The organism is Natronomonas marina (assembly GCF_024298905.1).
GTDB classification, from domain to species: domain Archaea; phylum Halobacteriota; class Halobacteria; order Halobacteriales; family Haloarculaceae; genus Natronomonas; species Natronomonas marina.
On record NZ_CP101155.1, the window covers coordinates 70,027 to 90,441 of the forward strand.

20 protein-coding genes are annotated in these 20,415 nt (G+C 54.7%); 16 read left to right on the forward strand and 4 right to left on the reverse strand.

The window, feature by feature from the left end:
• Window position 1 precedes the first annotated feature (1 nt).
• Together NLF94_RS20425 and NLF94_RS20430 are read left to right on the forward strand one after the other, a co-directional pair.
• Entirely contained in the window at window positions 2-493 is a 492-nt protein-coding gene (locus tag NLF94_RS20425; protein ID WP_254841554.1) for a hypothetical protein, read from the forward strand.
• A 19-nt stretch (window positions 494-512) separates the two neighbouring features.
• Window positions 513-734, forward strand: a complete 222-nt coding sequence (locus tag NLF94_RS20430) for a hypothetical protein (protein ID WP_123539439.1) — start codon at window positions 513-515, stop codon at window positions 732-734.
• Between the two features lie 1,660 nt (window positions 735-2,394).
• Here NLF94_RS20430 and NLF94_RS20435 read toward each other — a convergent pair.
• Both NLF94_RS20435 and NLF94_RS20440 read right to left on the reverse strand, forming a co-directional pair.
• Entirely contained in the window at window positions 2,395-3,219 is an 825-nt protein-coding gene (locus tag NLF94_RS20435) for a toll/interleukin-1 receptor domain-containing protein (protein WP_123539442.1), read from the reverse strand.
• A gap of 70 nt (window positions 3,220-3,289) precedes the next feature.
• Entirely contained in the window at window positions 3,290-3,655 is a 366-nt protein-coding gene (locus NLF94_RS20440; RefSeq protein ID WP_254841555.1) for a hypothetical protein, read from the reverse strand.
• 255 nt (window positions 3,656-3,910) lie between these two features.
• Here NLF94_RS20440 and NLF94_RS20445 point away from each other — a divergent pair, with 255 nt between their 5' ends.
• Both NLF94_RS20445 and NLF94_RS20450 read left to right on the forward strand, forming a co-directional pair.
• On the forward strand, window positions 3,911-4,378 hold the full coding sequence (locus NLF94_RS20445; RefSeq protein ID WP_254841465.1) for a hypothetical protein: 468 nt from the start codon (window positions 3,911-3,913) through the stop codon (window positions 4,376-4,378).
• A 159-nt stretch (window positions 4,379-4,537) separates the two neighbouring features.
• Window positions 4,538-4,915 (forward strand): hypothetical protein, encoded by a 378-nt coding sequence (locus tag NLF94_RS20450; RefSeq protein ID WP_254841466.1) that lies wholly within the window; start codon window positions 4,538-4,540, stop codon window positions 4,913-4,915.
• 72 nt (window positions 4,916-4,987) lie between these two features.
• Here NLF94_RS20450 and NLF94_RS20455 read toward each other — a convergent pair whose 3' ends face one another.
• Entirely contained in the window at window positions 4,988-5,155 is a 168-nt protein-coding gene (locus NLF94_RS20455; protein ID WP_254841467.1) for a DUF1931 domain-containing protein, read from the reverse strand.
• 261 nt (window positions 5,156-5,416) lie between these two features.
• Between NLF94_RS20455 and NLF94_RS20460 the strand changes: the two genes are divergently transcribed.
• From NLF94_RS20460 to NLF94_RS20490, 7 genes are all read left to right on the forward strand, one after another.
• A complete protein-coding gene (locus NLF94_RS20460; protein WP_254841468.1) occupies window positions 5,417-6,883 on the forward strand; it encodes a TRM11 family methyltransferase in 1,467 nt (488 codons plus the stop codon).
• A 384-nt stretch (window positions 6,884-7,267) separates the two neighbouring features.
• Window positions 7,268-7,618, forward strand: a complete 351-nt coding sequence (locus NLF94_RS20465; RefSeq protein ID WP_254841469.1) for a hypothetical protein — start codon at window positions 7,268-7,270, stop codon at window positions 7,616-7,618.
• Entirely contained in the window at window positions 7,615-8,541 is a 927-nt protein-coding gene (locus tag NLF94_RS20470; protein WP_254841470.1) for a phosphoadenosine phosphosulfate reductase domain-containing protein, read from the forward strand. Before NLF94_RS20465 ends, NLF94_RS20470 begins: the two co-directional genes overlap by 4 nt.
• Window positions 8,526-9,779 (forward strand): DUF6610 family protein, encoded by a 1,254-nt coding sequence (locus NLF94_RS20475; RefSeq protein WP_254841471.1) that lies wholly within the window; start codon window positions 8,526-8,528, stop codon window positions 9,777-9,779. The genes NLF94_RS20470 and NLF94_RS20475 overlap by 16 nt, the downstream gene beginning before the upstream one ends.
• A 138-nt stretch (window positions 9,780-9,917) precedes the next feature.
• Entirely contained in the window at window positions 9,918-10,193 is a 276-nt protein-coding gene (locus NLF94_RS20480) for a hypothetical protein (protein ID WP_254841472.1), read from the forward strand.
• A gap of 28 nt (window positions 10,194-10,221) precedes the next feature.
• Entirely contained in the window at window positions 10,222-10,440 is a 219-nt protein-coding gene (locus NLF94_RS20485; protein WP_254841473.1) for a DUF8129 domain-containing protein, read from the forward strand.
• 111 nt (window positions 10,441-10,551) lie between these two features.
• Window positions 10,552-11,532, forward strand: a complete 981-nt coding sequence (locus NLF94_RS20490; RefSeq protein WP_254841474.1) for a hypothetical protein — start codon at window positions 10,552-10,554, stop codon at window positions 11,530-11,532.
• Window positions 11,533-11,552: 20 nt separating this feature from the next.
• Here NLF94_RS20490 and NLF94_RS20495 read toward each other — a convergent pair whose 3' ends face one another.
• Entirely contained in the window at window positions 11,553-12,635 is a 1,083-nt protein-coding gene (locus tag NLF94_RS20495; RefSeq protein WP_254841475.1) for a transcriptional regulator FilR1 domain-containing protein, read from the reverse strand.
• Between the two features lie 162 nt (window positions 12,636-12,797).
• Here NLF94_RS20495 and NLF94_RS20500 point away from each other — a divergent pair, with 162 nt between their 5' ends.
• From NLF94_RS20500 to NLF94_RS20520, 5 genes are all read left to right on the forward strand, one after another.
• Window positions 12,798-14,183, forward strand: coding sequence for a cytochrome P450 (locus NLF94_RS20500; RefSeq protein ID WP_254841476.1), 1,386 nt, complete (start codon window positions 12,798-12,800; stop codon window positions 14,181-14,183).
• A gap of 331 nt (window positions 14,184-14,514) precedes the next feature.
• Window positions 14,515-14,916, forward strand: coding sequence for a hypothetical protein (locus NLF94_RS20505; protein WP_254841477.1), 402 nt, complete (start codon window positions 14,515-14,517; stop codon window positions 14,914-14,916).
• A 184-nt stretch (window positions 14,917-15,100) separates the two neighbouring features.
• Window positions 15,101-15,931 (forward strand): rod-determining factor RdfA, encoded by an 831-nt coding sequence (rdfA, locus tag NLF94_RS20510; RefSeq protein ID WP_254841478.1) that lies wholly within the window; start codon window positions 15,101-15,103, stop codon window positions 15,929-15,931.
• Between the two features lie 2 nt (window positions 15,932-15,933).
• Entirely contained in the window at window positions 15,934-17,724 is a 1,791-nt protein-coding gene (locus NLF94_RS20515) for an archaea-specific SMC-related protein (protein ID WP_254841479.1), read from the forward strand.
• Window positions 17,725-18,000: 276 nt separating this feature from the next.
• Window positions 18,001-20,121, forward strand: coding sequence for a DUF8186 domain-containing protein (locus NLF94_RS20520; RefSeq protein ID WP_254841480.1), 2,121 nt, complete (start codon window positions 18,001-18,003; stop codon window positions 20,119-20,121).
• Window positions 20,122-20,415 lie beyond the last annotated feature (294 nt).

Sequence of the window (20,415 nt, forward strand, 5' to 3'; positions counted from 1 at the left end):
TATGTCTGAATCCGACCTGACCGACGACCGATGGATCGACGCTCACAGTGTAACCTGCGCCATCTGTGGTGGGCTCGCTGACGAACGCGAAACGAAGAACCTCTATGAAGATGACGACACCCACCTCGAGGGCGAGACACACTGGGATTGCTGGGAAACCCACGAATGCCTCGAGGGTGGCTGGCTGATTCGCGACCCCTCCCCCGACATTGAGGCAGACATCGATCCGCAGTCTGAAACTGTCTCACTTCCCGTCGTCTGCAAAGTCTGCGGGAAGGCCTACCGGATGTGCTACGACTTCGCTGCTCTCTACGATCCAGAAGCCGATACCTTTGAAGAACAGATGCAGATCAACGCGCACATCCAAGCCCTCCACAATACCGTCAACAGCCTGGTCAACAACGGACAGATCAACCCCCAAGAAGCCCAGTACCTTCGGGACAACATCATCGCGGTCAAGGACCGACTCGAACAGCATCGCTCACACGAGTAGTATAAGCCGTAATTCAGTAATGACGATCGAAACCGCACACGACGCTCCCGAGACTGTCATCGCCCCGGCCGAAGAGATCCACGATTTCCTCGCGACTCGATTCGGTCGCGAAGACGTCCTCGTCGAAGTTGAGTCATCCGGCGCTGTCCAGACCACAATCAATCAGGACGCTGGGATTGAGTACCCCAGTGAATGGGACACTCCTCAAAATACCATCCCCTCGCCAACTAAGACCGCCTAATAAGGTGTCATAGAACAGTTGTCACACTATTTCTTCACCTCTCGTTCACTCAATACAACGGCCTCCTTGATTGAATCATCGAGTCGGGAACGTCCCGATTCCCGAGAACCAGAAGGAAGACCTTTCGTGGTACAGCATCCGTCACGGGGTCGCAATGTATTGGGCGAACCACGTTGACCCCACACCACGTGAAAGAACAACTCCGGTACAAAAGCGTCACGACGACGATGAAGTACCTCCACTCAGACTCGGACACCCGAGGGAGTGCGGTCGAACAAATCTGGTAATCTTCGCAGTTTTTCTCTATCTCTTTGACACCCGCAAAACTGATATATCGAGATTTACAGCTTTGATGTATGAGTGGAGACGATAGAGAGCCAATTAAGCGATATGTAACTTGTTCAAAGCCCGGTTGCGACAATCAAATTGGCCGGGAACACGATTTCTGCCCCCTACATCGAGAATAATGTCAGATGATGAGAGGCGGATGCTCCAAGGAGTTTGTAGGGAAAATGGCTGTGACAATCGCATTGGTCGGGAACACGATTACTGCTTCAAACACCGGGAGGCTTAATCTACTCCGCTATGTCTGATGATGAAGATAAACTGAGTATATCGGCTAATGTTAAAGTGTGCCTCGAAGACGACTGTGAAGCCAGCATTGGGCGAGAACACAAATTCTGTCCGAAGCACCGAAGGTGATTATGTCGGACGATGACCCCTTTGAGATAGATCGAAAGCTTAGCTTGTGTGCTAAGTCGGGATGTGACACTCCCATAGGCCGAGAACACGAATTTTGTCCAAAACACCGAGATTGAGTATGTCTGACGACGAATTTGAAACCGAGGCATTACAGAAGACCTGTGCTGAATCGGGATGTAAAACCGCAGTAGGGCGAGAACACGACTACTGCTTTGAACACCGTGAATAGTTAGATGATTTCCATAGGATTGGTATATCTCATTTTACTTGGCGCTTTTATATCCGTTCCCGCTGGTCAGATTTTGATCAATCCAGCATCGACTACCGAAGCTCCCTCCTCTGAGGATTCAATGTCGGTGGTTGATAGAACAGCATCAGAATCGGTCGCCCTGTTTGCTATCGTATTAGTGGTGATTCAGTTTATACTGGAAGATAACCAGATGGGCTACTATCAGGAACTTACGATTGGAGTTCTGACTGTCTGTGCTGGTTTCTTGATGCTCACGTTCATTCTAGAACTCTTTAGTGACATTCGAGTAGTCCTATTTCATCTACAAATCACAGCTCTCAGATACTCCGGACTGCTTCTGTTTTCTGGACTGTTTTTCCTCCTCCAATCATACCAATTGAATCCGCAAATACAGTTACTATTCGGTGTGTTCGTTCTCCTTTCGTGGGTCACTTGGATAGTCCACGAGCTGAACTACCTATTCAGAATCCAGCGTAGGGAGTGGGATAACAGAGATATAGATAGAGGTGAGTGGTTCCGCAAAGCAATTCGCAAAAAGCTCCCATCCTCGTGAGATCTGGCTCTGTTGAAATCCTCAGCATATGATATATTCTGACCCGGTTGCGGTCAATACAGACAATTAAGTAATCACTTGATGGCGACGGCGAGCGCGAAGACGCGCAGAACCAGATCAATAACCATGATTCGCGTCGGGGCGCGTCATCCCGGTCACCCAACGAGCCCGGATTTGTAGTCGTCGCGGTCGTCGGACAGTTTATCTAACCGGGCTTGCGGGAGGCGCAGCGTGAATTCCGTATTCCCAGCTGATTTCTCGTCTATGTCTGAGACGTGGCCTTCGAGCGGCTTGTCCTTGATGACTTTCGTTGTCCCGACGAAATTCGACCCGGTGTAGGTGAGCCCGCTCTCTTCGACCGTGAGCTCGACCGCTGTCACCCCCGCGGTGTGCGGCGTGCCGCTCGTCCGCCATTCCTCGACCGTTACTTTCGACCCTTTTGAGATATCCACAAAGTCTTCCATAGTAACGTCGAGCTCAACGCGATCCACGCCCTCCACGTCGTCCAGGTTCGGCGTCTCGTCGGGCGACTCAATAGCGTTGTACAGCTTCGCAGTGATCTCGTTGATATTGTCCTCGGTGACTTTGTCGCCGATTATATTAGCGAGACTCGGACTTTCCTCTTGGAGTTCTTCAAACTCCATCCCGTGCAGTAGTGGGAGAATGACGTTCTCGTCCGCTTTATTGTGCTTCTGCACGAGACCATCGAGCTCCCATTCGGACATCCCCTCGAAATACGACGGGGAGATGAGGATGACAGCGTGTTCGGATTCCGTGAGGGCGCGGTCAATTGAGGAGCGGATGTTGTCTCCAATCCCGAGTTCGACGCCGTCGTACCATACATCGAGGCCGTACGCGGTGAGTTCGTCGTAGAGCGCGTTTGCTACGGGTTTGGAATCTTCGTGCGAGTAGGAGATCATCGCGTCGTATTCTTCCTCCCGTTCCTCCGCGGATTCGCCGGTTTCAGGTTCTTCGGTCATTATCTCCCACGTTGCGTGTGATGCATTAAAAATTCACCAACCAGCACACCAGTTTGGTGACGTCCTGTTGTTATGGCCGGTATTCTTTGATGATGTCGGGTGGTTCTTGCCATTGCAGGAACCGGTGGAGTGGGTACGCGAGGAGCGCGCCGAACACCACCATTCCGGCGAGCGCCGCGATGAAGACCATCAGGAAGGCGACTAGTGCTTCGAGTGATGGGAGCGTGTACGAGGTGGTGGCAATGCCGTTCACTGTGAGCATCCCGGCAAAGAGTACGGCGGCAAAGAGCATTACGCCGATCCCGCGGGTCGTACTCCAGTTGAATGCCTCGTCGCGTATGAAGCGGTTCATGATTGCGTAAGCCGGCACGATGCTCGCGCTCACTGCAAATGCGCTGATGAGTAAGATGCTCGCCGCGGAGACGACCTCAACCATTTACTGAAGGGAGTTCTCAGGGTCAGATATTCAATTTTGTTCTGCTAGATGGCTCAAACTCTTTCTCCAAGAAGAGATCAAAATCCCATTACTCACAATTAACTTGCACACCTTACTGAGCAACGTATTCAGCCAGTCCACGCTGAAATAACTACTTTGTGAAGAGCCCTCTGAGGCCCTCACCGTCTAACCCCATCATCCCAGCAGTCTCTCGATTAACGCGTCTTTGTTTGCGGCCACGGACCTGAACCGCTTATGGCAACCCTGCAAGCAACTACCGCATCGAACCATCCAACTGTCGACCCCGACGCTGTCGAGACAATTGAAGCAATAATCGACGACTACGACTTCTACGGGAGTTTCGATTCCCTGACCATCGGCGTTGTCGAACCCAGCCAGGAGGACACTAACCCGTACCTCGAACTCTACGGGTACGTTGCCTTCGAGGTCACCAAGCCCATCCTCGACGAAGATGGGACTGTCGTTGATCGGGAAGACCACTGCACTGAGGAGTTCCTCGAACGTCTCGCGCCCCACCTTGAGGAACAACTCGTCGTGGAGACCGTCGGCTTCGAGAAGTGTCGCTTCCCGCTACTTGCCGGCCAGTGGGTCGCTTGGCCCGATGGGACTATCACCTATAATTCGTTCGATCACGCTCCCGAGAACCCGTCCGTAGAGTCGGCTACGGAAACTCCCGACGCTCGGTCTGAATCGTCCGCGTAATCCCACACCCAGCTCATCATTATGGAATCTACTGATACGGCGTCCGAGAACAACGACACTGACGAGCAAGCAGACCAGGCCGCTGAGCCGACATACATCAGTGTACAGCCAGCGTGTCCAGTCTGTCAGAACTCCAAGTTCGAATCTACCGAAGAAGGGGTGCCGAACAATTTCGACACCCACTACGTCCACGTCAGATGTGCGAGATGCAAGACCCAGCTCACCATCGAGTATCGCGCTATCGATGTCTTCTGGCACGGCGGATTCGACGGCCAGCACAGCGCCGTTTCGCAGGACCTCCTCACCCCAACCCAGAACGAGTACATCGACGAAGCATCGTATGGGGTACTTCCAGCCAGCGACCTCCTCTCATCCCTCGACTGGCCGCTCACCTGTGACTGCGGCGAGAAACTCACAGGGAACGAGCTCGTCTCCGATCCGACCGTCCTCCCCGACCACGATGTCGACTACGACGATCCCGACTGCGAGACCATCCTCTTTCGATGCGTGAACTGCGAAACCATCGTCACTGTGTAGCGTATCAAACGGCGGCTACAGAAAGTGCAGATAACAACAGCGAATCAAACGAAATGGGGTGACGAGATCGGATTAGAGGTCTCGAGTTTGAACGGTCTTCCTGTCGTTCGCTTCTGCACGACGCGCAGCATCGTCAAGGAGTTCAGCGACTTCCTCGTCGAGCACGTCGAAGAAGTCTGCCGAGACATTCATTCCGTCGAGGTGCTCTCGAATCTTCGATTGGACAATCAGGTCTGCCATACGCGTTCCTAATTCTCAGACCCTAACTTAATAATTAACGCCTCTATCGCCTGTTTTCTCTCGTCCTATATGCTCCGAGGACTCATCATGCTCGACATCGAGTCTCCCCCGTCTGGTAACTCACATATCTCACCACCATCAGATACCTCAGATACATATGATACAATCTCGGTAGAACCGGCCAAGCCTCCAACGTAACCCCTCAGTAACACTCACCCCTCCTCACAGCGCCCGCTCCGCAAACCATTCTCCACTCACCAGATGCCTCCCTCGCTCTCCTACTGGACGGTCCAGCCTGACCGCTGGACGTTCGGCGCACAGAAGCTCCGCGACTGGGTCGAATCGCAACTCGACGGTCGCGTCCTCAATGCGTGTGCTGGACGGACCCGGCTCACCCACGATGGGCGGATCGTCCGGAACGACATCAATCCCGATATCGACGCCGACTATCACGTTGACGTCCGCGACCTTCCTGACATCCTCGAGGCTGAATCGTTCGACACGATCGTCCTCGACCCGCCATTCTCGAAACGACAGAGCACGACCACCTACGACTGCGAGGAGGACACACTACCCACAGTCACCGAACTCGCTCGCGTTGTCGACGCCCTCCTGAAACCCGGTGGTCGCGTTATCCGGCTCGGTTATACGACGTCGCTTATGCCGCCTGAAGAGGAGTACACGCTCGAAGAAGTCGCCGTCTGGAATACCCTTGGCCGCCAGCACGACTGGCTCAGTGTCGTCGCTCAGAAACCCAAAAACGAGATCACGTCGGCACGCCGCCCAATACACGAAACCGACGTAGCACTCCCGAACGCAGAAGCCACCGCGTCAGGTGGCGCCGCGACCAGCGGAAATGGGAACACGCCCCTCACCCTCGAGTACATCCGCCTCAGCCCTGAGATTATGCCTCAAGCCGGCGTCGCCGACTACCTTGCCACCCACCTCTCCGGGCGTGTCCTCAACGTCTCGACGCGTGAACGGTCACTCCCCCACGACGGCCACCTTGTGCGGATGAGCGTTGACGAATCCGTCGACGCCGCGTACCACTTCGACGAGCGCGAACTCGCAGCCGAATTCGCTGCCGGCATCTTCAACACCGTCCTCGTGGACCTCCCGAGTGAGGCGTTCCAGCAGACCACCGATTACGCTGGCCGCACTACTGGCCGGGATACAGCACTCAAACAGGAACTCCATCCACTCATCGCCGCGGGCGGCCAGATAATCCAAGTCGGCCACACCGCGACCTGTATGCCGCAGCGCCTCGACTATCGTCGCTCCCACGTCGCCGTCATCGAGCATCCCTGCGTCGAGCAGGACTGGATCATCAGTATAGACATGAAACAGAACACGGGACTCGATGTCCACGCGACCGACCGCTCACCCCTGGACATCCACGTGCCCGACTCAGACGCCGAGGCACAGCACTCGTGTATTCGGTGTGGCGAGGGCTGGTATCTCCACCCCTCCTGGTACGTCGACTGTCCTACCTGCGGAGCGCGACCCGAGAACTACTGCGTCACCGACGACGACACCATCCTTTACCGCCCACACTCCGAGCGCCTTGACTACCTCGAAGAGCACCACAACCGACACGAATGCGATCCCGGCGTCACTTCCAGAGCGCCATCCACTCTTTCCACCGACCAGGAAGACGACTCCACAACCGCCTCGACAGCCCCAACCGAACAGGAATCCCTCGAACAGTTCGCTTCACAGAAGAACTAATCTCTGTCCCCCACCCTTCCCAACACTATGTCCTCTCGCGCTCACTCTACGACAACTCGCCGCCAACACCATCAGCGCGCCTCAGCCCACGCCTGTCCCGAATGCGGAGCTGATCCGCTCATCATCATCTTCACTGACCCCGCCCCGAACGAGGACGCGACCTACTGGTTCGACTGTCCACACTGCACCTTCGCTTCGGCGCTTCGTGCGATCCCAACAACTGACGACGAACCCACTCCTCATGCCCCGTTACCACAGGAAAATATCAACGAGTACGTCGCAGCGATCGACGTCGAACCACCGTTCTAACCGCCCCCTCCTCGCTCGGTGTGTTTTTCTCGCTCTTCGAGCCTGAAAGCCCGTCGAACGGGCTGCGTGATCCATATGACCGAGACAGGCTCCACCACGTCCCCCGACACCCGCAGCGAGACCTCCTACCAGCTCACTGGGCCCCGTCCAAGCGACGAACCGTACTCCGTCACAGCCATCGCACGCGACGACTGGGAGCCGGGTCAGCCTTGTCCCGAGTGTGGGACGTCCCACCTCCACGAGATGCATCTGAACGAGGAATGCGCGATTCATCACGATGGGTCGAGCGCGTTCAGCGCCGCCCTCAATCGACTCGGCACCGTCGAGTACTGGTGTCCCGAGTGTGAGACCGTCCTCTACCGCCACGCCGCATACGCTCTCTGGCTCGCCCTCACAAACAACCTCGACCACGACGCCTCAATATGAGCTCTACTGCCGCCGTCTCGTCGACGTCGGACTTCCGGCTGGGTTTCCCCGACGACGTCAACGCCGAGGCTGCGAACACCGCTCGTCGCGTGATCGAGGCCGCCCCTGAAACAGACCGTGTCTACGCGCTCGTCTCTGGCGGCCACGATTCATTGACCGCGATGCACGTCGTCTATCAATCTCACTACCTCGATCTGGATGGTGTCATCCACATCAACACCGGGATCGGCATCCCGGAGACGACCGCATTTGTCGAGGAGCGAGCAGAAGCGCTCGACATCCCGTACTACGAGGTCGGGGCACCCTGCGACGATCCGGGCCGAGAGCACGAGTACCGTCGGCCGCACGAGGAATACACGGCGCTCATCCAGCGGTTTGGCTTCCCTGGCCCCGGAGCGCACAAGTATATGTACTGGAATCTCAAGGAGAAGCCGCTCTCGCGCTTCCTGAAGATGCTTGAGGACGACCTCCTTCTCATCTCCGGTGTCTCCCGGCACGAATCGCAGAACCGGATGGAAAACGTCGACGCGAGCGGTCAGCAGGAGTTCCTTGGCTATCCGACGATCTCTCCGCTCGTCGAATTCACTCCACTCGATGTTCGCCGCTACCGACGCAGCCTCGACCTCCCGATGTCACCCGTAAAGGAGACGCTCGAAATCTCGGGAGAATGCCTCTGTGGGGCGTTCTCCAAACGGAAAGAACTCCGGATGATCCGGCTCTTCTATCCCGATGTCTATCGGCGCATTCTCTGTCTCGAAGCAACCGTCGGCGCGTTCGCCGCCCTGGACGACGGACCCGACGAGGCGTACAACCGCTGGGGCCATAACCGACTGAAAGACCACGAACGCGAGGCGATGGACGATCCCGACCAGATGCTCCTCTGCCAGAGTTGCGAGCAGCGCCATCAGTGCAATACCTCCTAACCGTCGCACTAGACCACAACTCGTCACCTGAACGCTCGAGATATAAATTCCTCCATCTATCGGGACAGTACCTGTCTCGCGAGTCTTTCTTCACGGCAGCTGGCCTGAGCCGCTGCACAGCACGGCATCCGTATCGTTCGTCAAGAACCGTCGCAACCAGCTATTCACACTTCCCGCGTATGGCTTCCAGTTCTCTTCAGGTAGCTTCGGCTTCGACCGAGATACAACGTCCGTTCCCACCACCGCACGCGGCACCCGAGCCGGACACCCTCGAGTCGGCCCGTCGCCCCGCATATATCGGCTTCCTCTTCAGAGCGCCGTTCGCGACAGACGCCTACAAACTTGGCTTCACCACGGGCATCCGTGAGGACTATCGCCTCCAGATCGACTCCTACCGGAACGTCGACCTCCCGGTGGTTATGCTCGACAACGAGTTCCACGACCCCGATCCCGACCGATACGTCGACCGGTTCCGCGAGTACGAGCCCGATGTAGCCGTCATCGGTGACGCTGACACGCCGCAGGACGCTCGCGAGTACACCCAACTCGCTCGCAACCTCCGCGAAGAGTACCCGTCGACAACGTACATTATCGTCCCGAAGTGCCATGAGGCAATCGAGATTATCGACGACGACCAGGTCCTCGGGTATCCGCTCGGCTACTCGTCCCTCCACGCAGACGACTACAGCGACCCTGTGGACTGGCGTGGCCGCCATATTCACCTCCTCGGTGGGAGTCCTCCCGTCCAGTACGAGGCGCTCCAGGATCTCACGCAGCCAACGCTCACAGGTGCGCCGCCGGCGAACATCGTCGGGATGGACTGGAACGGGCCGGCGAAGGTCGCCTACCTCGGAGAGTACTGGAGTCGCGATGGCTGGCAATCCGCTGACAGTCTCGGGATTCGTGAAACTGTCCGTCGGAGTCTCCGTGAGATGCGTGCCTTCTGGCAAGAACGCGACCTCTGGCCGGAGACGACCCCCTGTGACGTCTACGGAGAAGCGATTCAGGAGCCACAGGACCCCGTCTGGGCAGCGAGCGGGCGAAACATCTACGAAGAGCCGAGTCCGTTCGTTCCTGACGATGCACCGGTCTACGACCCGGAGGATCCCGACTACGATCCGCTCGAGGATGCGATCGTTATCGCGTACGAAAACGGATGGACGCTTGCGTACCGCAACGAGTCGGAACGGCAGCGTATCGAGTACCAGGAGGGACTCACGCCCGTCAACGGTGATTAGTCTCTCTCAAGTTACCCCACGGCGAGGCATCCGCAACGTTCTTCGTGGGGTAACTACGGAGACCGCTATCACCTCTGAACGGGAATTCACCCAGACACGCGGGTTTCTCCCCACCGCCAAGCAGGTGAAGTGTTTCATATGTCAACAGCTGCCTCTACCGTCGACCCGGACACGATCGCACAAGCCGGTGACTCGCCTGAAACCATCCACGACAAGGTTCTCTACACGCTTTATTACACCGTCCCGGGAATCGAACTCGAGGATGTCCTCGAACTCCGGGTGCTCATTGACCTGCCGACGAACGAAGATTCACATTCGAGGCAAGCGCAAGCCGTCCTCACAGCCGTCCAGGAGGAAGTAGAGTCGTGGTCTGACCCGCCGGCGATCCACACCTCACCCCCTGCCTATGAGTAAGGCGTCATCCAACGGAGGTGAAGACATCGTGACTGACTCAGACGACAAGATCCTCGAGGAACTCCCACCGGACCGATTTCTTGACACGTCCAACGCATGCCTCATCAAGGCGGGCCTGCACTGTATGCACTCCCGAGAAACAGTCCAGCAGTACCTCGCTTACGAGAACCAGCACGAAAACCGAACTTGGATACAACGCCTCCTCGCGAGACGAGCTCGCGAACTCGCCGACGAACAGTCGGAGTAGTCCCGAACACACCACTGCTTCAAGTGGTCACTCAGAACACAAAAAAGAGTTCCATCAACTCCGTCCCAAAGAACTACTACACAATCGGACATCAAGGGTATACAACTACAAATGTCGGCTGAACCATTCAGCGAGTTCTCTACTCAGGCCGTGAGAATTCTGGAAGACGAATTGACGGATATTGGTGGTACCAAGCTCCAAGTCTCTCCAGAACTCCGATTATCCTACTTCAACCCGTTCCTCTTTGACTCCGGTGAGAAATTCACCAAGCATCCATTCGACGCCATAGTATACCGCGAAGTAAGCTGGGAACCGACTGGGTTAGATCAGATTGACGATCTCGAAAGATGGTTCCTCGAAGGAACCGACTCCGTTGAGATACCGATCGCAGTCGTCGAATTCACCGAAGAACAACCACTCACATCGAGTGCAGCGGTAAATCAGATCGCTCTCGAATCTCTTTCGAAATTTGACGCTCTCTTACCGATAAGAGTACGATACGCACGTTTCGGTAGCTCTTCTCCCACCTTCGAAAAAGACAACAACATCGTCTATTCCAAATTAAACTCAGCGAATTATTCCACAATACAGCACAGCATAGTCGAACCGATCAAGGCTCATATAGCCAGATATTCCGATCAAGAACTGCTTGAAACTTTCAATTTAGAAGAAAAGGTCCGACGATCCGATCCCGAGATATTCTACCACTTCAACGACGTCCTCTGGGCCTACAATCACGACCGAAACAATATACTCGTAATCCTGCTGTCTGTCTACTTCGAGAACTATGTCAAAGACTCGCTAGAGGATTACTTTGAGGAGGCTCAAGACAACCCTGCTGCCTCAAATTTCTATGACGACGACTGGGGATTCGACCGATGTCTCAACGGGTGCAGAAGCTTCGGACTCATCGAAGATGAGGACTACAACACCATCAATAAAATCCGAGACGCAAGAAACGACTACGCCCACGACATCGAATCTTTCGACAGCACCTATAGCACTGACGCAGAAGACGAAGGACTCATCGAAGACGGAATCCAATTATACGAAGAGCTGATTGGCGTCAAGAAATCTATTATAGACGAATAGCCCTAACTCACTCAATACGTCTACATTTCCGCAGGGTCTCGAGCCCGTTTCCGATAGTGATTATAGAGCTCTTCACCCCATTGGACTACCGCTTCATTTGAACTGAGGATCATCGCGATATGTTCTCCCTCCCCAATTTTATTGTACGCCCCAACCGCGATCTGCTCCCTATCGTAGATACCAATGCCGAGCGTCAGTGGTTCGTCGAGACAGAATATCTGAAAGTTGTCGTAGTTTGAGTCGTCCAGAAAGTACTCCATCTCTTCTTCATGGAGTCGCTGGTAGAGCGAGGCGTCGACGATTGCCTCCCCTTTCAGACCAAGTTTGAGCAGTTTATTGTACGCGCTAAAGAGCGTCGGGTTGAAAATCGATGTCAACACGCGGAAGTGGTCAAGCCGTGGATCGCAGAGTTTGAGAGCTGTCGCCAGGACGATTCCCGGAGAGTGGGGTGAGGAGACATACAGCTTTGCGTCAGCGAGGGCTCGAACTGGAATATCCGTTCTAATTGGATTGAGCCGTTGGAACCAAGGTGCTTTATCCAACACCTGCTCGATTGTCTCGGCCAGTTCCTCATACCGTTCTACTGTTTGTTGCCCAGCGGGCGTGAGCCTGTGAACACCGTCGCTCTCTACACTCCATCCTTCCGTCTCAAACATCCGTAACGCTCTCCGAACAGTTGCGCGAGACGGAGACCCGTTGGTTATGTCCACCAATTCGCTCGGGCGGCTGGGTTGCTCTGCAAGCGTTTGTAACAGCGGGATGGTATGTTCTGACCGAGTTAGCTGGGTGAGTGGCTCGCGATCGAGACCATTTGGACACGATTCAAACGCTTCCAGCGTGATTTTCCCACCTGCCGTCAGCTCATATCCACCAGTATCAGCTGTTTTCGTCAACCCCAAATCGGTGAGTTGCACGAGATGTTTCGATACCGTCTGTCGGGTGATCTCTCCCGATTGTGCGATAGTCGAGGCCGTCTTTGCGCCCTCGTCGAGTGAACGCAGTATATCTAAAGAGGTGGACCCAGCAAGATCACTAATGAATTCACGGACGACAATCCGTTCGTCCGTGAGTGGATTTGTGGTCGCACGCTCGGACTGCGTCACTTGTTTTCACCCGTTACTAAAGTGCACACCCAATGCTATGAATATATCGCACAAATCTGATATTGATTCGAGCTTATTGGAATACCCTTCCTTTTCAAAACCCACCCGAAACCCATCTCTCAGCGGTACTTTTTACATATACTGATACAAAGAGCGACTATCGTGAGCTCCCAACTACCACCGGCACCGTCGGGTTATCCGGTCCTAAAAAACGCTGTCCAGTTCGCTCGCGATCCATTCACGTTTGTAGAGAGGGCGACGTCGGAGTGCGGAGACATCTACCGGATGGCTCTCCCGGCAGTCGACGATGTTTTTGTTTTCACTCACCCAGACCATCTTGACCGTGTCCTTGTGTCCGATGTCGAAGTCTTCGGGAAAACCGAGGACTATCAACGCGCGTTCGGGAACGGTCTCCTTTCGGTCGAGGGCCAGAAGTGGCGACAACAGCGTGATATGTTGCAACCGCTCTTCTACCGAGACCACATAAGAGACTACACAGAGCAGATGGTTGCGTGTACCGAACGACGTCTCGAAACGTGGATTGAGGGTGAAACACTAGATATGGAGCCTGAGATGAAGAACCTCACTCTGGAGGTTCTCTTTTCCACGCTGTTCGGTCGTTCGTTGGTCCCTGGCGAGGATCAAGAACTTCGTGATGCCGCTGACGGACTCAACGAATGGTTCACACCATCATCATGGATTCTGCCACCGTGGCTCCCGACACCAGCACGGCATCGATTCAATCAATCCACGAAGCGCCTTCGTCAGGAGGTTCGAAGATTACTCGAAGAAGGAAGCGACCGAACAAGAATCTCAGAAGACGAGACAGGTGGGTCCGAGGGCCAATCGAACTCTAAGCAGGGTGCTCACTCAAATACTCCAGACCTGCTCACACAGCTCCAAAAGGCGCGTAATAGGGCGGATGGATCAGATCTTACAATCGAAGAGATCGAAGATCAATTGATCACTATGGTTTTTGCGGGGCACGAGACGACCGCCGCAGCTCTCGCATTTACTTGGTACGCGCTGGCGACGAACCCAGACCTCCAAGAGCAACTTCATACGGAACTGGTCACAGTTCTCGATGGAGACTCGCCCACTTACGACGACCTCCAAGAGTTGGAGTTCACAGACCGAATAATTACTGAGGCGCTACGGCTCTACCCACCAGTTCATACGATTCCGCGCCGGACGCTCACTGATGTCGAAGTCGGTGGATATCGGATTCCCGAGGACCACGAAATCCACCTATCGATAATCCATATCCATCGAGATGGACGGTTCTATGATGAACCTATGGCGTTACGCCCGGAACGATGGACTGATGAGTTTGAGGAAGAACTCCACGACTTTGCGTACGCCCCCTTTGGTGGTGGACGTCGAACTTGCATCGGTCGGGAGTTCGCTCTCTTAGAAGCAAAAGTAGTCCTAGCAACGATCGGGCAGAAATTCCAATTTGATTGGGAGAACGACGAAGCAATTGAACTCGAACCACGGGTTACAACTCAATCAAAAGAAGGCATCCCATTGCGAATTCGACACCGTTGAGGGTACAATCTTACACCTGATCCGATACACATTCCCTTCGTAATCATCGATTAAAGCTCCGTCTTCTGTACCTGTGTATGTTCATACATTTTGACGGTGTAAACACGGGTGAGTATAACACACAATCCGGTAATATTCAAAAGCGTATCTCATGAACCGGAATTCAATCGTCGATTTCCTACTCTTCCCATCTCTAAAGCAGTCATTACGGATCGATATCCGCCTGCCCGTTCCATCCGAATTAGATAATGTCAGCACACCACTAGTTCAAAACACACCACTCCGGAAGTACCGCCCTGCCAACCGCTCCCTGCAATAGTAGAATGCCCCCATGACGACCATCGTCATCACACTGAAAAACGGAAAGATATCCACCGACGGAGGAATCGATGTTTCATCCAGCCAGTCGACGGCTCCGACCACTGATTCTCACAATATCAATCGTCACCTCGACCTCGACACAGTGGTCGACCTCATCGAACAAATGCCCGAAGATGAGATCTGCGCCCGACAGAGTACCAAATATCCAAACTGGTCCCGAGGTGACCCTTGCCCTATCTGTGAAAACACCGAACTCGCTATTATGGAACTTAGAGAAGCCACCTACACTTCCTCTGACGGCGAGTTCGACTTCAATCACTTTACAGATAACACAGGACCACAGCTCTCGATCGTCTGCAAAGAATGCCGGACACACCTCCTCCACATCCCCTATCACACACTAACTGAATAGGCCGGCAGCAACTCGCTCAGCGTTACGAAGCACAGATATTGAGAACACATCTCCAAAGTACTCACCGCTCAATTAGGCACTCCTTGGACGAGAAACGGATATTTAGCACCAGTCTAACTGAATGTCGGGCGGTCTGAAGAACACTTCGCTTTTATTGATGTGGACATAGAATTCCTCCCCGGAGATGTGCAAAGTCGACGATCTCATCGCAGAGTATGGGTTAACAGCCCCCGGATCTGACTATGACTCTGTAGATGACTACCTCGCGAAACGGTGGACTGGAACTGACGGCCGCACTTCAGAAGGATATAAAAAACTCACAGACTGGTTCAACAAACGTGTTCTCAAGTCGATATATGAAAACTACGGGAGATCAACTGTTAGCATCCATCTGGACCGAGAATACGATGTTATTGTAAACGAAGATAACATCCAACGCGCCGAGCTCGCGGCCGACCTCGAAGGCGACGGGATGGACATCGACGAACTCAAGAAAACTCTCGTCTCTCACGGTACAATCCGAAATCACCTCAAAAACTGTCTCGAAGTCGAAAAAGACACTCAGTCCACAGCCAATTCCACTACTACGACTCGAGAGAAAGCCATCGCGTCGGCGAAACGAATGGCTGCCTCAAAAACAGAAAACATCCTTCCAGAACTTGCCAAAGACGGCGTTGTTCCTTTTGCAGACCAAGCCACCGTCGACGTCGAAATCAGACTACAATGCCCCAAATGCGACACACGGGTCCCCATCGAAGATGCAATCAAGCGAGGATACGTCTGTAACGACCATATGACGGATCCAACTAATACAGACCCACCCAACAACTCAACTCCAGATCCGTCGGAGAATACCGAATCTGACGAAAACGATTCACACCACCAATCAGATACAACGATGAATTCTGTGCCCTCATCACAAACCTCTCTCCTGCTCTCTCTACTGGCGCTCGGAGCCACTTCGTTCTCGTCCCAATCGCCTATGCTAATAGATAGTATGCTCAACACCGCGTAACCATGACCTGGAATCTAGAAATCGAAAATATCGCAGGCATCCATCGAGGGGAGGCTACGATCGAATCCGGTGTGAACGCCGTCCGAGCGAGCAACTGGCAAGGAAAATCGAGCTTCCTCACCGCAATTGAAACAGCCTTCGGGACTGAAACAAGCCTCACTGAAGGCCAAGATCACGGTCACGTTGAGCTCGAAATCGACGACACCACCTACGCTGTCGATCTTGCCCGTACCAACGGCACGATTACACAATCCGGCAATCCATACCTCACCGATGATGTCGATCGTGTCTGTGCTGCCCTCTTTGCGTTCCTCGATGAGACCAATGAGGTCCGGCAAGCCGTCCGTATGGGTGAAAACCTTGAGGACCTCCTCACACGTCCCCTCGATTTCGAGAACGTCGACGAGCAGATTGCCGACCTCAAAGCCGAACAGAAACAGGTCGAGGCCGAACTCGAGCGAGCCCAAAACGCTGCTAACCGCCTCCCGCGCCTCCAAGAGAAGGTCACAACGCTCGAATCCCAACTCGAAGACCTCCAAGAAGAGTGGAACGAGCTCGACAACGAAGCTTCTTCAGATAGTGACGCTCGAGACGAGCTGAGTAACCTCCGCGCCCAGCTCGAGAAGACCAAGACAGACATCAACCGGTACGAATCAACCGCAGATCGCGTCGGGGATGAACTTGAAGCAAAGAAAGAGGAACTTGAGATGTTGGATGTCCCAACACACGAGGAGCTCGAAGACGACCTCGAGGATCTCCAATCTGATCTCCACGAAATCGAACGCGATAAAGAACTCCTCCAGTCGATCTATGAGGTAAATCAGCGCGTTCTCGAAGAAGACCGTCTCTCGCTTCTCACAGACGTCTCTCACGATATGCTCTCTGACCAGCTTGCGTGCTGGATTTGTGGGAACGACACCTCTAGTGAAGAGGTCGAGGCACAGTTAGACAGTATCTCTGACCGTCTTAACTCACTTCGCGACCAAGAGTCGACTCTCCGCAAGAAGGTAAACGAGCTTCAAGAAAAACAACGGACCGTACGGGACGCGGAGCGGAAAGAACGCGACCTTCGCGACCGCATCGGAGAGCTTGAATCCCAGCTTGATGACGCACAGACGAATCTTGAATCGGCCAGAGAACGAAAAGCTTCCCTCGAAGCACAGATTGACGAACTCGAAGGTCTGGTCAGTGAGACGCAAGACCACGCGACTGACCTCCAGAGTGAGATCAAATACATGGAAGCCGAGCTTGAAGACGCTCGTGGCGAACTTGAGACAGTCAAGTCGGAAGCCTCGCAGCGTGATGTCCTCGAAGAGGAACTCGAATCTCTCCGCTCTGAGGTCGAGGACCTCCGAACACGCAAAGAGCGTGTGAAGCGAAATACTCGGGACGCATTCGATTCGGCGCTCTCCGACATTCTCACGAGATTCGACGTTGGGTTCGAGACAGCACGCCTCACCAACAACTTCGACCTCATCGTCGCACGTGGAGGCCGCGAAGCTAGACTTGACGCTCTCAGTGAAGGCGAGCGGGAACTCCTCGGCATCATCGCTGCCCTTGCCGGCCACGAAGCATTCGATGTCGCTGACCGGGTTCCCGTTATGCTACTCGACGGGCATACCGGTCTCGACGATACCAACATCCACCATCTCGTCGATTACCTCTCCGAACGCGTCGATGTCCTCGTCCTCTCCGCCTTCCCCGAGTACGACGCCTTCGAGGGTCACGAAGTCACTCCAACCAACTGGGAGACCATCTCCTACGGAGACGATGTTGAGGAAGTCGTAGGATAGCTCTCGCTGCTCACTATTGATTTTATACCCCCGCGGGGGGTTAATCTCTCAACGACTTTTTGCGAAGACGCGACTTCTGGCTCCCATATACGACTCTGTCCGACCGCCCTGGCGTTCACTCATCACGCCCACGAGTAGCTGCTCTACTGTTTCCCAATCGCGGAAAACACTTTGTCGCCGGACCACATATTCGCAGGTAAGTTCGCCCCCTATGCGGCCAGTAGCACTCGAAGCTACCATCATCCGGGTTACTATCCAGTCCCGGAGTGGTGATGTATGACCTCCCGGTTTGATACCCCCGCGGGGGATCAAGACAACCCCCGCCCATCCGACGAGCCTTCGGTGACTATCACTAGGGCTACACCTCGGCAGTTTTCCAGCCTCTTCGTCGCCTTCCTTCTCCTTTCGAGTGTCTGCTTCTCCACGATTGCGGTAGTCGCGACCAACGAATCCAACTCTACCGCGCAACCGCCGGTTGACGGGAATGCTCGTGTATTTGTCGCGAGTGACCGCGATACGGAGGCTCTCGGCATTCCGGGTGGCGGTCGTGGTGGCATTCTCCTCCAGTATGTTGTGGAGGCCAACGCGTCGACTGAAAATCTCTCTCGTGCTGTCGACACCTACACGCTTACGACCAATCCAGAGACGCGCGTCCGTATTGATGGCTCACCCCGGACACTGCAGGAGTATCGACTTGACCAGTTGGCGAGAGTTGAACGAACAAACTCAACGAGTCGGTGGCCGGCAAGCGCACCGGACCGGGAGGATAGCATATTCATCAAAGACGGCTTCATCGCGTATATGGGTGCGACCAGCGCTGCCGAAGTGAACGCCCCAGGAGCGGAAACAAACGGCACTTATCTAATGGGGCCAGACGGGCGTGTCCTTGAGTACGTCGACTACCGCGTCGCCCTCCCAGAACCAAATACGACTACCCGCTATGTCCGCGAAACAAAGGATGTCACCCTCAACATCCCTGCGCCGGAGGATAACTCGTCGGACGACGTACAGACCGTCACCAAGACAGTTGAGTTCGAGACGCTCGACGGTCACACTATCACGCGTACCGTCAGCGCCACCGGTCGTGGCCCGCTAACCGTAAATCGCTCTGTGACGGCCGTCGTCGGCGGCTATCGCACTAACACCACATACGATCTCGCCTCACAACGGGTTGAGCGTAACCTCAGCATCGACGATCAGACGTGGTCGAAACACACGACACCAGAAACATCGGCACGAGAGGCCCGGTATATCGACTACGCAAACGCTCCCCCTTCGGATGGTGAGAGGCAACGTCTAGAGCTTCAGGCGACGATCAACGTCACCGCGGAAGTCACCACTGATCACTATTTCTACCATCCGCACAACGATACGTGGACGTACACTCACACGGAAGTCAATGCCACCTATGATGAGCTCACCGTTACCGACGATCGGCCAGCCCACGTTGTCCCACCAGACAGCGTCTCGATTTCCCAGCGCGTAATTGAGGAACCACACGACCGCCGCTCCATCGTCCTCTCTATCGAGGGCCCGGAGCATCTCTCTGAACGGGCACTTTGGAGTTGGGCCGCCCTCAACGTAGAAGGAGACTCGAATGCTAGTGCCCAACGCCTAACGAACGTCTGGCAGGTCTACGGTGTCCGTCAGTACCGCTGGGGCGAAACAACGTCGAACTGGGACACAGACCCACAACGTACGGAGTTCCCACCAACACTTGCCCTCCGACTCACTGCTCGACAACCGTCCCCAAGTGTTGAGGCCGTCGGAGAAACGGATGTGTATCGTCACGGACGGGTGACGGATCTCCGCCAGCGCACTGTTCCTGGCGTCTCGAAGCGGGCGACCCTGGCGGAAAATGTGAATCTCACTACGGCGACCGCCAACCAGACCTCGAGAATTGTCATCAGGGATGCCCCCGGTCAGATCACCTCAGTAACGTCGGTCTTCGGGGATGAAATACCCGTCTCGACAACAGAGGTCACCTCGATGGAGGATTCGTCGCTCACCTACACAGTGATTCCGCCGGCAGAAGGGGAAGAAAACGAGCCGCCGGAACTCAGACTCCGTCTTACTGGCCCAGACGGAACTCCACTCCCGGATCGGAAACTGATCTTGACCGGGGCGGTCGAATCCTCAGTCACTACAAACGACAACGGTGTCGCCTACGCTACGTTCGATAGTGTGACGATCACCGCGCGCTTCCCTGGTGACCCATACACAGAGAATCACGACATCTACTACTCGTCCAGCCACACAACCGCGATCTCTCCCGGAAACGGGAGCCTGATTGTTGATCTCTGGACGTTCTTTTTACAGCCAGTACAGGCCGCTCTCCTCTCGCTGGCTGTGAGCGTAGGCTTGCTCGTCGGGGTCGGCTGGTATACCATCAAGTAGCCATCCCTCGCAATATTCTCTCAAGATTGACGACACCCACTTCTTCGTCATTCAGCCGGCCTTGCGAACTTCAGTTGACGATGAGATCGTAGCGCGACTCACTGTCCTCGGTCAATGGCTATCTCCGATTGGTTCGGGGATAGAAGTTATAGGTATTGGACAACGTATTCTGACACAGCGATTCACATGGAGCGCTCTCCAACCACCCTTAGTAGGTGGCTCTACCGTGTCGGTCGCCGTCTTCGCCACCGAAAGTCTAGGGACTCAACAGAAACCTCCGCAATGGAACCGTCG